This window comes from Citrobacter pasteurii (assembly GCF_019047765.1).
Classification (GTDB): domain Bacteria; phylum Pseudomonadota; class Gammaproteobacteria; order Enterobacterales; family Enterobacteriaceae; genus Citrobacter; species Citrobacter pasteurii.
The window spans coordinates 13,594-27,264 of record NZ_CP077262.1; the positions used below are offsets into that span (position 1 = coordinate 13,594).

Genomic DNA, 13,671 nt, shown 5'->3' on the forward strand with positions numbered 1-13,671 from the left:
GATTAATCGTTGTCAGAACCGCCCAGGCCTGCGTTCAGCAGTTCTGCCAGGCTGGCAGACGCATCTTCAGCAGTCACCTGCGGAGCAGCTGGCAGTTCGCCCGCTGCGCGACGGCGCATACGATCCTGGTGGTATGCGTAACCGGTACCTGCCGGGATCAGACGACCCACGATGACGTTCTCTTTCAGACCGCGCAGTTCATCACGTTTGCCTGCAACAGCGGCTTCGGTCAGGACACGCGTGGTTTCCTGGAACGATGCTGCAGAGATGAAGGACTCGGTTGCCAGAGACGCTTTGGTGATACCCAGCAGATCGCGGGAGAATGTTGCACCCACTTTGCCGTTCGCTTCCAGCTCGCGGTTAGCGATCTTGACGCGAGAGTATTCAACCTGCTCGCCTTCGAGGAAGTCGGAGCTACCCGCATTTTCGATGGTGGCTTTACGCAGCATCTGACGAACGATAACTTCGATGTGTTTATCGTTAATCTTAACACCCTGCAGACGGTATACGTCCTGAACTTCGTTAACGATGTAACGAGTTACAGCATGTACACCACGCAGACGCAGGATGTCGTGCGGCGCTTCCGGACCGTCGGAAACCACGTCACCACGTTCTACACGTTCACCTTCGAACACGTTGAGCTGACGCCATTTCGGAATCATCTCTTCGTACGGTTCGCTACCGTCTACCGGGGTGATAACCAGACGACGTTTCCCTTTGGTTTCTTTACCGAAGGAAATGATGCCGCTGATTTCTGCCAGGATAGCCGGCTCTTTCGGACGACGTGCTTCGAACAGGTCCGCAACGCGCGGCAGACCACCGGTGATATCCTTGGTACCGCCGGATTCCTGCGGAACACGCGCCAGAGTGTCACCAGAGCTGATCTGTACGCCATCTTCCAGCTGAACAATCGCTTTACCCGGCAGGAAGTACTGAGCCGGCATATCGGTGCCTGGGATCAGAACGTCGTTGCCCTGAGCATCAACAATTTTCAGTGCCGGACGCAGGTCTTTACCACCCGCAGTACGCTCTGCAGAATCCAGAACCACCAGAGAAGACAGACCGGTCAGCTCGTCGGTCTGACGAGTAATGGTCTGGCCGTCGATCATGTCAGTGAAGCGGACGAAACCACTCACTTCGGTGATAACCGGCATGGTGTGCGGATCCCAGTTCGCTACGGTTTCGCCGCCAGCAACCTGTTCGCCATCACCCTTCGCCATAACGGAGCCGTAAGGCACTTTATAGCTTTCTTTGGTACGGCCGAATTCGTCGATCAGTTTCAGTTCGGTGTTACGTGAGGTGATAACCAGTTTACCGCTGGAGTTCACAACCGACTTCGCATTGCTCAGACGGATGCTACCTTTGTTTTTCACCTGGATGCTGGATTCAGCAGCCGCACGAGATGCCGCACCACCGATGTGGAACGTACGCATCGTCAGCTGTGTACCCGGTTCACCGATGGACTGTGCCGCGATAACGCCGATTGCTTCACCTTTGTTGATGATGTGGCCACGCGCCAGGTCACGACCATAGCAGTGCGCACATACACCAAAGTCGGTGTCACAGGATACAACGGAACGGACTTTGACGGAGTCAACGGAGTTCTCTTCCAGCAGGTCACACCACTGTTCGTGCAGCAGCGTGTTGCGTGGAACCAGAATATCCGCCGTACCCGGCTTCAGAACGTCTTCAGCAGTCACACGACCCAGAACGCGATCGCGCAGCGGCTCTTTAACGTCACCACCCTCGATAACCGGGGTCATGGTGATGCCTTCCAGCGTGCCGCAATCGTCTTCAGTAACCACCAGGTCCTGCGCAACGTCAACCAGACGACGAGTCAGATAACCGGAGTTCGCTGTTTTCAGTGCGGTATCCGCCAGACCTTTACGCGCACCGTGAGTAGAGATGAAGTACTGGAGTACGTTCAGACCTTCACGGAAGTTCGCGGTGATTGGCGTTTCGATGATGGAGCCATCTGGCTTCGCCATCAGACCACGCATACCAGCCAGCTGACGAATCTGTGCTGCAGAACCACGCGCACCGGAGTCGGCCATCATGTAGATGCTGTTGAAGGAAACCTGCTGCTCTTCTACGCCGTCACGGTTAATAACAGTTTCGGTTTGCAGGTTATCCATCATCGCTTTGGATACACGATCGTTCGCCGCAGCCCAGATATCGATAACTTTGTTATAGCGTTCGCCCGCGGTTACCAGACCAGACTGGAACTGCTCCTGGATCTCAGCAACTTCAGCTTCCGCTTCAGAGATGATCTCGTGTTTCTTCTCTGGGATGACCATGTCATCAATACCAACAGATGCACCTGAACGCGCTGCATAAGCAAAGCCGGTGTACATGGTCTGGTCAGCGAAGATAACGGTCGGCTTCAGGCCCAGAATGCGGTAACAGGTGTTCAGCATTTTGGAGATAGCTTTCTTGCCCAGCGCCTGGTTGACGATGGAGAAAGGCAGACCTTTCGGTACGATCATCCACAGAATGGCACGGCCAACGGTCGTGTCTTTCAGGCTGGTTTTCGCAACGAATTCGCCGTTTTCATCTTTTTCGTATTCGGTGATACGCACTTTAACGCGCGCATGCAGAGAGGCCAGACCTGCGCGATAGATACGCTCAGCTTCTTTCGGGCCAGTCAGCACCATGCCTTCGCCTTTGGCGTTAACACAGTCACGGGTCATGTAGTACAGACCCAATACAACGTCCTGAGACGGAACGATGATAGGTTCGCCGTTCGCCGGAGACAGGATGTTGTTGGTAGACATCATCAGCGCACGCGCTTCGAGCTGGGCTTCCAGCGTCAGCGGTACGTGAACAGCCATCTGGTCACCATCGAAGTCGGCGTTATATGCCGCACAAACCAGCGGGTGCAGCTGGATAGCTTTACCTTCGATCAGTACCGGTTCAAATGCCTGGATACCCAGACGGTGCAGGGTTGGTGCACGGTTCAGCAGTACCGGGTGTTCGCGGATAACTTCGTCCAGGATATCCCAAACGACAGCTTCTTCACGCTCAACCATTTTCTTCGCGGCTTTGATGGTGGTGGCGAGGCCACGCAGTTCCAGTTTGCCGTAGATGAACGGTTTGAACAGTTCCAGTGCCATTTTCTTCGGCAGACCGCACTGATGCAGACGCAGGTATGGACCTACGGTGATTACAGAACGACCGGAGTAGTCAACACGCTTACCGAGCAGGTTCTGACGGAAACGACCCTGTTTACCTTTGATCATATCAGCCAAAGATTTCAGAGGACGTTTGTTAGAACCGGTGATCGCACGACCGCGACGACCGTTATCCAGCAGGGCGTCAACCGCTTCCTGCAGCATACGTTTTTCGTTGCGTACGATGATATCCGGCGCAGCCAGATCCAGCAGACGTTTCAGACGGTTGTTACGGTTGATCACGCGACGATACAGATCGTTCAGATCTGAGGTTGCGAAACGACCACCATCCAGCGGAACCAGCGGACGCAAATCTGGCGGCAGAACCGGCAGAACGGTCAGGATCATCCACTCTGGCTTGTTGCCAGACTGTACGAAGGCTTCCAGCAGTTTGATACGCTTGGTCAGCTTTTTACGCTTGGTTTCGGAGTTGGTTTCGTTCAGCTCTTCGCGCAGAGTTTCACACTCTTGCTCCAGATCCATGCTCTTCAGCAGGGCCTGGATTGCTTCCGCACCCATCTTCGCGTCGAATTCGTCACCGAACTCTTCCAGCGCGTCCAGATACTGCTCTTCAGTCAGGATCTGTTGACGTTCCAGGTTGGTCATACCGCCTTCGATAACAACATATGATTCGAAGTACAGTACGCGTTCGATATCACGCAGCGGCATATCAAGCAGCAAACCGATACGGGACGGCAGAGATTTCAGGAACCAGATGTGCGCAGTCGGAGACGCCAGCTCGATGTGGCCCATACGCTCACGGCGTACTTTAGTCTGGGTCACTTCAACGCCGCACTTCTCACAGATCACACCACGGTGTTTCAGGCGCTTGTACTTACCGCACAGGCACTCGTAGTCTTTTACCGGCCCAAAGATACGGGCGCAGAAAAGGCCGTCACGTTCAGGTTTGAACGTACGGTAGTTGATGGTTTCCGGCTTCTTAACTTCACCGAAAGACCATGAACGGATCATGTCTGGCGAGGCCAGAGCAATTTTGATCGCATCAAACTCTTCGGTTTTAGTCTGCGCTTTCAGAAACTTTAATAAATCTTTCACGGATTTGCTCCCGTCGGAGTTAGCACAATCTGGCGCTGGCGGTTAAGCCAGCACCAGTGACCTGTTTGATCGAGAGTTACTCGTCTTCCAGCTCGATGTTGATACCCAGCGAACGAATCTCTTTCAACAGTACGTTGAAGGATTCCGGCATGCCTGGTTCCATCTGATGGTTGCCGTCCACGATGTTTTTATACATCTTAGTACGACCGTTCACGTCATCAGACTTAACGGTGAGCATTTCCTGCAGGGTGTATGCCGCGCCGTATGCTTCAAGCGCCCACACTTCCATCTCCCCGAAGCGCTGACCACCGAACTGCGCCTTACCACCCAGCGGCTGCTGAGTAACCAGGCTGTAAGAACCGGTAGAACGCGCATGCATTTTGTCATCAACCAGGTGGTTCAGTTTCAGCATGTACATGTAGCCAACGGTAACCTGGCGCTCGAACTGCTCACCGGTACGACCGTCGAACAGTGTGATCTGACCGGAAGTCGGCAGGCCACCCAGCTGTAACAGTTCCTTGATTTCAGACTCTTTCGCACCGTCGAATACCGGCGTTGCGATCGGCATACCTTTTTTCAGGTTTTCAGCCAGACGCAGAACTTCTTCATCGCTGAAGGTATTCAGGTCAACTTTCTGACGAACATCTGAACCCAGATCGTAAGCACGCTGGATGAATTCGCGCAGTTTCGCGACTTCTTGCTGCTGTTTCAGCATGGCGTTGATCTTATCGCCGATACCTTTTGCAGCCATACCCAGGTGGGTTTCAAGGATCTGACCGATGTTCATACGCGATGGTACGCCCAGCGGGTTCAGTACGATATCTACCGGCGTACCGTTAGCATCGTGTGGCATATCTTCGATCGGGTTGATCTTAGAGATTACACCCTTGTTACCGTGACGACCTGCCATCTTATCACCAGGCTGGATCCGACGTTTAACCGCCAGATAAACCTTAACAATCTTCAGCACGCCCGGTGCCAGATCGTCGCCCTGAGTGATTTTACGGCGTTTCGCTTCGAGTTTTTTCTCGAATTCGTGTTTCAGTTCGTCGTACTGCTCAGCCAGTTGTTCCAGCTGATTCTGTTTTTCTTCGTCGGTCAGGCCGAGTTCTAACCAGCGGTCGCGCGGCAGTTTGTCGAGCTTCTCAGCTTCAACACCACCGGAAACCAGCACAGCGTAGATACGGCTGAACAGGCCAGCTTCGAGGATCTGCAGTTCTTCAGACAGGTCTTTTTTCGCCTGCTTCAGCTGCATCTCTTCGATTTCCAGCGCTCGTTTGTCTTTTTCTACGCCATCGCGAGTAAAGACCTGAACGTCGATAATCGTACCGGAAACACCATTTGGCACGCGCAGAGAAGAGTCTTTAACGTCAGACGCTTTCTCACCGAAGATCGCACGCAGCAGCTTCTCTTCTGGCGTCAGCTGGGTTTCACCTTTCGGTGTTACCTTACCAACCAGAATGTCGCCACCGGTGACTTCTGCACCAATGTAAACGATACCGGATTCATCCAGTTTGGAGAGCGCAGCTTCACCCACGTTCGGGATGTCAGCGGTGATCTCTTCCGGCCCCAGCTTGGTGTCACGGGACACACATGCCAGTTCCTGAATGTGGATGGTGGTGAAACGGTCTTCCTGGACAACACGCTCGGATACGAGGATGGAGTCTTCGAAGTTGTAACCGTTCCATGGCATGAATGCCACGCGCATGTTCTGACCCAGCGCCAGTTCACCGAGGTCGGTGGACGGACCGTCTGCCAGCACATCACCACGTTCAACCGGCTCGCCCAGAGATACGCAAGGCATCTGGTTGATACAGGTATTCTGGTTAGAACGGGTGTATTTAGTCAGGTTATAAATGTCGATACCTGCTTCGCCCGGGTACATCTCGTCTTCGTTAACTTTGATAACGATACGGGAAGCATCCACGTACTGAACGGTACCACCACGTTTAGCAACTGCAGTAACACCGGAGTCAACGGCAACAGCACGTTCCATACCGGTACCAACCAGCGGCTTATCAGCGCGCAGAGTCGGAACCGCCTGACGTTGCATGTTCGCACCCATCAATGCACGGTTGGCGTCATCGTGTTCCAGGAACGGGATCAGGGACGCACCGACGGATACCACCTGCTGGGTGGATACGTCCATGTAGTCAACCTGGTCGCGGCTGAACAAGCTGGATTCGCCTTTGCTACGGCAGGTAACCAGATCTTCTACAAAGTGGCCTTCGTCATCCAGGTTGGAGTTCGCCTGAGCGATAACGTAGTTGCCTTCTTCGATAGCAGACAGGTAGTGGATTTCGTCAGTTACAACGCCGTCGGTCACTTTACGGTACGGCGTCTCGAGGAAGCCGTATTCGTTAGTCTGTGCGTACACGGACAGGGAGTTGATCAGACCGATGTTCGGACCTTCAGGCGTTTCGATTGGACATACGCGACCGTAGTGAGTCGGGTGTACGTCTCGAACTTCGAAGCCTGCACGCTCACGGGTCAGACCGCCTGGGCCGAGTGCAGAGATACGACGTTTGTGCGTAATCTCAGACAGCGGGTTGTTCTGGTCCATAAACTGAGACAGCTGGCTGGAACCAAAGAACTCTTTCACTGCTGCGGAAATCGGCTTGGCGTTGATCATGTCCTGAGGCATCAGGGTATCCAGATCGCCCAGAGACAGACGCTCTTTCACCGCACGCTCAACACGTACCAGGCCAACGCGGAATTGGTTTTCCGCCATTTCGCCTACGGAACGGATACGACGGTTGCCGAGGTGGTCGATATCATCGACTTCGCCTTTACCGTTACGGATATCGATGAGCTTCTTCATCACTTCGATGATGTCGTCTTTGCTCAGGATACCGGAACCTTCGATTTCGTCGCGCAGCAGAGAACGGTTGAACTTCATACGACCAACCGCAGACAGATCATAGCGGTCTTCGGAGAAGAACAGGTTCTCAAACAGGCTTTCAGCAGCTTCACGAGTCGGCGGCTCACCAGGGCGCATCATGCGGTAGATTTCTACCAGCGCGCTCAGACGATCGTTAGTTGGGTCGACGCGTACAGTTTCAGAAATGTACGGACCGTGGTCCAGATCGTTAGTGAACAGCGTTTCGATACGTTTGTGGCCAGACTGGCTCAGCTTAGCCAGCAGATCCAGGCTCAGCTCCATGTTAGCTGCGCAGATCAGCTCGCCAGTAGATTCGTCAACGTAGTCTTTAGCCGCAACTTTACCAGCAATGTATTCAACCGGAACTTCGATATGTTTGATATCGTCTTTTTCCAGCTGGCGAATGTGGCGCGCAGTGATGCGACGGCCTTTTTCGACGTAGACTTTGCCGTTAGCTTCGATGTCAAAGGAGGCGGTTTCACCACGCAGGCGTTCCGGCACCAGTTCCATCTGCAGCTTGTTGTCACGAATTTCGAAAACAACTTTCTCAAAGAACAGGTCAAGGATCTGCTCAGTGGTGTAGTTCAGCGCACGCAGAATAATGGTCGCAGGCAGTTTACGGCGACGGTCAATACGTACGAACAGGTTGTCCTTCGGATCGAATTCGAAGTCCAGCCAGGAACCACGGTAAGGAATGATGCGCGCGTTATACAGCACTTTACCCGAAGAGTGGGTTTTACCTTTGTCGGAGTCAAAGAAGACGCCTGGACTACGGTGCAGCTGAGAAACGATAACACGCTCAGTACCGTTGATAACAAAGGTACCGTTGTCAGTCATGAGCGGAATTTCGCCCATGTAGACTTCTTGTTCTTTAATGTCTTTTACGGTGCCTTCCGGCGCTTCGCGCTCGTAGATCACCAGACGCAGTTTTACGCGCAGCGGTGCGGAATAGGTCACGCCACGGATCTGACATTCCTGAACGTCAAACACCGGTTCGCCAAGGCGGTAGCTGACGTATTGCAGCTCGGAATTACCGCTATAGCTCTGAATCGGGAAAACGGAACGGAAAGCTGCTTCCAGACCATACTGCCCTTCAGGATCTTGCTCGATGAACTTCTGAAACGAGTCAAGCTGGATAGAAAGGAGATAAGGTATGTCCAGTACTTGTGGACGTTTACCAAAATCCTTACGAATACGTTTTTTCTCGGTATAGGAGTAAACCATTAGGGTTCCTCAGCTCGCTGACAAGTCGACCCATCTGTCCGACGAAGGGACAGTTTGTGCAACACTATTTTGTTGACCGGAAAATCGAATACTTTCCGCAATGCCTGTTGCTATCACGCTTAAACCATTTCATTGCGATTTACACAGAACTGATGCTCTGTCGCAGTATATTAAGGCGTCGATAGAAACAAGCATTGAAAGGCACAGCAGTAGTCAAACAGTGTGAAATGCTACTGGCGCCTTACAGCGCAAAAAGGCTGGTGACTAAAAAGTCACCAGCCATCAGCCTAATTTCTTAGGCTGCAACCAGAAAAGTTGGCTTATTTAACTTCAACTTCAGCGCCAGCTTCTTCCAGAGATTTTTTCAGTGCTTCTGCGTCATCTTTGCTCACGCCTTCTTTCAGCGCAGCCGGTGCAGATTCTACCAGGTCTTTAGCTTCTTTCAGACCCAGGCCAGTTGCGCCACGTACTGCTTTGATAACAGCAACTTTGTTAGCGCCAGCAGCTTTCAGAATTACGTCGAATTCAGTTTTTTCTTCAGCAGCTTCAGCCGGACCAGCAGCTACAGCTACAGCAGCAGCAGCGGAAACACCGAATTTTTCTTCCATTGCAGAAATCAGTTCTACAACGTCCATTACGGACATAGCGGATACTGCTTCAATGATTTGATCTTTAGTGATAGACATTTAAATTGTTCCTGAAAATCAGAATAAGTTTATACGTAAGCAGATGCTTGAGAAAGATAACTGCGATTAAGCAGCTTCTTTCGCATCGCGTACAGCAGCCAGAGTACGAACCAGTTTGCCAGCCGAAGCTTCTTTCATGGTTGCCATCAGGCGTGCAATTGCTTCTTCGTAGGTCGGCAGGGTTGCCAGGCGATCGATGTTCGATGCCGTGATCAACTCACCTTCAAAGGCTGCGGCTTTGACCTCAAATTTTGCATTCGCTTTCGCGAACTCTTTGAACAGACGAGCAGCAGCGCCCGGGTGTTCCATAGAGTATGCAATCAGGGTCGGACCAACAAACGTGTCTTTCAGGCACTCGAACTGAGTACCTTCAACGACGCGGCGCAGCAGGGTGTTACGAACAACACGCATGTATACGCCAGCTTCACGACCTGCTTTACGCAGTTCAGTCATTTTATCTACAGTTACGCCACGGGAATCCGCAACTACTGCAGACAGCGCGCCTTTGGCTACTTCGCTGACTTCAGCAACAATCGCTTGTTTGTCTTGAAGATTTAAAGCCATTAGCTTTGCTCCTGGATGTTTGCCGGAACTCATGTTCCGGAACTCACTTCACTCCTCCCAACGGAGAGAGCGTCTAAATACGGTGAGCAGAAACAAGCCAGAGTATCAGAAATAATCTTAGCGTTCTGTCACCGTCTACGCAGGGCATTAAGTTTCTGACGAAACACCTGCGGTCTTCGACGGAGGCCTGGATAGGCCAGGCTCCAACGAACAAATCTTGTCTATCTGTCGCTATTCAACCTGTGCCGGCGTTGACTGTCTTCGTTCACACCAGTCACATAGTTAACTATGCTCCTGGCGATTCACTCAGTTGTCGCCTTGCCACAGCCTGAATATCTCGGATATACGTCTGCAATTAGCAGAAACGTGGGGGTAAGATTGTAGACAAAATCACCTCCCACGTAAAGGCGAATATTAGTTCGCCACAGTCGCAGTCAGACCGGACTGATCAACGGCAACACCAGCACCCATGGTGGTGGAGATGCTAACTTTCTTGATGTACACGCCTTTTGCCTGAGTCGGTTTAGCTTTTTTCAGCGCAACCAGCAGAGCTTCCAGGTTTTCTTTCAGTTTGTCAGCGTCAAAATCCACTTTACCGATGGTAGTGTGAATGATGCCGTTTTTGTCGTTACGGTAACGAACCTGACCTGCTTTAGCGTTCTTAACAGCTTCAGCAACGTTAGGGGTTACAGTACCAACTTTCGGGTTTGGCATCAGGCCGCGCGGACCCAGAACCTGACCCAGCTGGCCAACAACGCGCATTGCATCCGGGGAAGCAATAACAACGTCAAAGTTCATTTCGCCTTTTTTGATCTGGTCAGCCAGATCTTCCATACCTACCAGCTCAGCGCCTGCAGCTTTAGCAGCTTCAGCGTTTGCGCCCTGGGTAAATACGGCTACGCGAACGGAACGGCCAGTACCGTGCGGCAGTACAGTTGCACCACGTACGTTCTGGTCAGATTTACGTGCATCGATGCCGAGGTTAACGGCAACGTCCACGCTTTCTACGAATTTAGCAGTGGCCAGCTCTTTCAGCAGAGCGATAGCTTCGTTGATGTCGTACTGTTTAGTAGCATCAACTTTGTCACGGATCACGGACATGCGCTTGGTCAGTTTAGCCATTTCTTAGTCCTCCACTACCAGGCCCATGGAACGTGCAGTACCTTCAATGGAGCGAGTCATCGCTTCAATGTCGGAACCAGTCATGTCGGCAGCTTTGGTCTGCGCGATTTCCTGCAGCTGAGCGCGGGAAATTTTACCCACTTTGTCTTTGTTCGGCTTGCCGGAACCAGACTTGATACCAGCCGCTTTCTTCAGCAGAACTGCTGCCGGAGGCGTTTTGGTAACGAAAGTGAAAGAACGGTCAGCGTAAACGGTGATAACAACCGGGATCGGCAGACCTTTTTCCATGGAATCAGTCTTAGCGTTGAACGCTTTGCAGAATTCCATGATGTTCACGCCTTGTTGACCCAGTGCTGGACCTACCGGCGGACTCGGGTTAGCCATACCAGCTGCAACCTGCAGCTTGACATAGGCTTGGACTTTCTTAGCCATTCTAAATTCCTCTGATTGGGTTATAGCGCCTCAAGGAGGCTCCCCGTGATTAAATTCGTTTTACGGATAGAATCCATAAAAACAAAAGGCGCGAAATTGTATTCCAATCTCGCGCCTTGTGCAACGATTAAATCGTCGCTTTTTTGATCGGCGTATTAGGCTTTTTCAACCTGAGCGAAGTCCAGTTCAACCGGAGTCGCACGACCGAAGATAGATACGGAAACTTTCAGACGAGACTTCTCGTAGTCCACTTCTTCAACCACACCGTTAAAGTCAGCGAACGGACCGTCGCTAACGCGAACCATTTCGCCTGGTTCAAACATCGTTTTCGGACGCGGCTTATCGCCAACCTGCTGCAGACGGTTCATGATCGCATCAACTTCTTTGTCACTGATCGGCGCCGGACGGTCAGATGTACCGCCGATAAAGCCCATCACACGCGGCACGCTGCGCACCAGGTGCCAGCTTGCATCATTCATCACCATCTGAACGAGGACGTAGCCCGGGAAGAATTTACGTTCGCTCTTGCGACGCTGGCCGCCACGGATTTCGACCACTTCTTCGGTCGGTACCATGACTTCGCCAAACAGCTCTTCCATATTTTGTAACTTGATATATTCGCGCAGCGATGTGGCTACGCGGCCTTCAAAACCGGAAAACGCCTGAACGACGTACCAGCGCTTTTTAGGGGCTTCAGACATCTTAGAACCTCAGGCCAGTAATAAAGGATACCAGGCGAACCAGAATACCATCCAGTCCCCACAGGATCAGTGACATTACCGCAGTGACCGCAGCAACGATCAGCGTGGTGTGCAGCGTTTCCTGGCGAGTTGGCCAAATGACCTTACGGACTTCGGTTCTCGCTTCACGGGCAAAAGCAACGGTCGCTTTACCTTTTGTAGTCAACAGCGCGACACCACCCGCTGCGGCAATCAGAATCACTACGGCCAGCGCACGCAGCGGCAGCATCATGTCACGATAGAGGTAGTTGCCAACGATAGCTACAAGCAGCAATACAGCGACAACAACCCACTTCATCGCTTCCAGGCCGCGCCCGCTTCCTTGAGCTTCGGTATTCGCACTCATAAACCAACCTGTCAGAAGTATTCTACAAACATTTTCACCCCGCGTAAGCGAGGCGATCCAAACCGAAATGCTCTGGTGCGTTTCGGACTAAACGCCCTCTTCAGAGCCTGTCTCAGCAATGATTATGACAAAAAAAATCACTGATGAGCCAGGTTCTGGTGTGAAAGCGTGCAAAAAGGGCATCAAATGATGCCCTTTTATTGCGCATTGCGTCAAATGTTATCGGCAATTAGCTCATTACTTTGGCAACAACGCCCGCGCCAACGGTACGGCCGCCTTCACGGATTGCGAAACGCAGACCGTCGTCCATCGCGATCGGGTGGATCAGGGTAACAACCATTTTGATGTTGTCGCCCGGCATTACCATCTCGACGCCTTCCGGCAGTTCGATGGTACCAGTCACGTCAGTAGTACGGAAGTAGAACTGCGGACGGTAGCCTTTGAAGAACGGAGTATGACGGCCGCCTTCGTCTTTGGACAGAATGTACACTTCAGATTCGAACTTGGTGTGCGGCTTGATAGAGCCCGGCTTAGCCAGTACCTGACCACGTTCGATTTCTTCACGTTTGATACCACGCAGCAGAACACCAACGTTCTCACCAGCACGGCCTTCGTCCAGCAGTTTGCGGAACATTTCAACGCCAGTACAGGTAGACTTGGCAGTCTCTTTGATACCAACGATTTCAACTTCTTCACCAACTTTGATGATACCGCGTTCTACACGACCGGTAACAACGGTACCACGACCGGAGATGGAGAATACGTCTTCGATTGGCAGCAGGAACGGCTTATCGATAGCACGTTCTGGTTCCGGGATGTAAGAATCCAGGAAGCCAGCCAGTTCGATGATTTTCGCTTCCCACTCTGCTTCGCCTTCCAGCGCTTTCAGAGCAGAACCACGAACGATCGGCGTGTCATCGCCCGGGAAATCGTACTGAGACAGAAGTTCACGAACTTCCATTTCTACCAGTTCCAGCAGCTCTTCGTCATCAACCATGTCGCATTTGTTCAGGAACACGATGATGTACGGAACGCCTACCTGACGACCCAGCAGGATGTGCTCACGAGTCTGCGGCATCGGGCCGTCAGTCGCAGCAACAACCAGGATCGCGCCGTCCATCTGCGCAGCACCGGTGATCATGTTTTTAACATAGTCGGCGTGGCCCGGGCAGTCTACGTGCGCGTAGTGGCGAGTCGGGGTGTCATATTCAACGTGAGAAGTGTTGATGGTGATACCACGTGCTTTTTCTTCCGGCGCGTTATCGATCTGATCGAATGCGCGAGCAGCACCGCCGTAGGTTTTAGCCAGAACGGTAGTGATTGCAGCGGTCAGCGTTGTTTTACCATGGTCAACGTGGCCGATAGTACCGACGTTAACGTGCGGTTTAGTACGTTCAAATTTTTCTTTAGACATCGATTGTCCCTCTAAGACACGGATAAATCGGTGATA

General features: G+C 52.2%; 9 protein-coding genes. All 9 read right to left on the bottom strand.

All coding sequences use genetic code 11. From position 1 onward, the window contains the following. Positions 1 to 2: 2 nt before the first annotated feature. The 9 genes from rpoC to tuf all read right to left on the bottom strand — a co-directional run bounded on the left by rpoC (position 3) and on the right by tuf (position 13,635). Positions 3 to 4,226 carry a DNA-directed RNA polymerase subunit beta' gene (gene rpoC, locus I6L54_RS00140; RefSeq protein ID WP_005132891.1) on the bottom strand — a complete coding sequence of 1,408 codons (4,224 nt, stop codon included), beginning with the start codon at positions 4,224 to 4,226 and terminating at the stop codon, positions 3 to 5. A 76-nt stretch (positions 4,227 to 4,302) separates the two neighbouring features. Beyond that, positions 4,303 to 8,331, bottom strand: a complete 4,029-nt coding sequence (gene rpoB / locus I6L54_RS00145; protein WP_003033111.1) for a DNA-directed RNA polymerase subunit beta — start codon at positions 8,329 to 8,331, stop codon at positions 4,303 to 4,305. Between the two features lie 320 nt (positions 8,332 to 8,651). After that, on the bottom strand, positions 8,652 to 9,017 hold the full coding sequence (rplL, locus tag I6L54_RS00150; RefSeq protein ID WP_000028882.1) for a 50S ribosomal protein L7/L12: 366 nt from the start codon (positions 9,015 to 9,017) through the stop codon (positions 8,652 to 8,654). Positions 9,018 to 9,083: 66 nt separating this feature from the next. Next, entirely contained in the window at positions 9,084 to 9,581 is a 498-nt protein-coding gene (gene rplJ, locus I6L54_RS00155; protein ID WP_005132895.1) for a 50S ribosomal protein L10, read from the bottom strand. Between the two features lie 414 nt (positions 9,582 to 9,995). Beyond that, a complete protein-coding gene (gene rplA / locus I6L54_RS00160) occupies positions 9,996 to 10,703 on the bottom strand; it encodes a 50S ribosomal protein L1 (protein WP_005132897.1) in 708 nt (235 codons plus the stop codon). Positions 10,704 to 10,706: 3 nt separating this feature from the next. After that, positions 10,707 to 11,135 carry a 50S ribosomal protein L11 gene (gene rplK, locus I6L54_RS00165; RefSeq protein ID WP_003033122.1) on the bottom strand — a complete coding sequence of 143 codons (429 nt, stop codon included), beginning with the start codon at positions 11,133 to 11,135 and terminating at the stop codon, positions 10,707 to 10,709. 155 nt (positions 11,136 to 11,290) lie between these two features. Then, positions 11,291 to 11,836, bottom strand: a complete 546-nt coding sequence (gene nusG / locus I6L54_RS00170) for a transcription termination/antitermination protein NusG (RefSeq protein ID WP_003033125.1) — start codon at positions 11,834 to 11,836, stop codon at positions 11,291 to 11,293. A gap of 1 nt (position 11,837) precedes the next feature. Continuing rightward, on the bottom strand, positions 11,838 to 12,221 hold the full coding sequence (secE, locus tag I6L54_RS00175; protein WP_003033128.1) for a preprotein translocase subunit SecE: 384 nt from the start codon (positions 12,219 to 12,221) through the stop codon (positions 11,838 to 11,840). A 229-nt stretch (positions 12,222 to 12,450) separates the two neighbouring features. Then, entirely contained in the window at positions 12,451 to 13,635 is a 1,185-nt protein-coding gene (gene tuf / locus I6L54_RS00180; RefSeq protein WP_003031109.1) for an elongation factor Tu, read from the bottom strand. Positions 13,636 to 13,671: the final 36 nt, after the last annotated feature.

Coding starts and splice junctions, on each gene's coding strand:
- rpoB (WP_003033111.1), bottom strand. CDS start 8,331: ATGGTTTACTCCTATACCGAGAAAAAACGTATTCGTAAGGATTTTGGT.
- rplL (WP_000028882.1), bottom strand. CDS start 9,017: ATGTCTATCACTAAAGATCAAATCATTGAAGCAGTATCCGCTATGTCC.
- rplJ (WP_005132895.1), bottom strand. CDS start 9,581: ATGGCTTTAAATCTTCAAGACAAACAAGCGATTGTTGCTGAAGTCAGC.
- rplA (WP_005132897.1), bottom strand. CDS start 10,703: ATGGCTAAACTGACCAAGCGCATGTCCGTGATCCGTGACAAAGTTGAT.
- rplK (WP_003033122.1), bottom strand. CDS start 11,135: ATGGCTAAGAAAGTCCAAGCCTATGTCAAGCTGCAGGTTGCAGCTGGT.
- nusG (WP_003033125.1), bottom strand. CDS start 11,836: ATGTCTGAAGCCCCTAAAAAGCGCTGGTACGTCGTTCAGGCGTTTTCC.
- secE (WP_003033128.1), bottom strand. CDS start 12,221: ATGAGTGCGAATACCGAAGCTCAAGGAAGCGGGCGCGGCCTGGAAGCG.
- tuf (WP_003031109.1), bottom strand. CDS start 13,635: ATGTCTAAAGAAAAATTTGAACGTACTAAACCGCACGTTAACGTCGGT.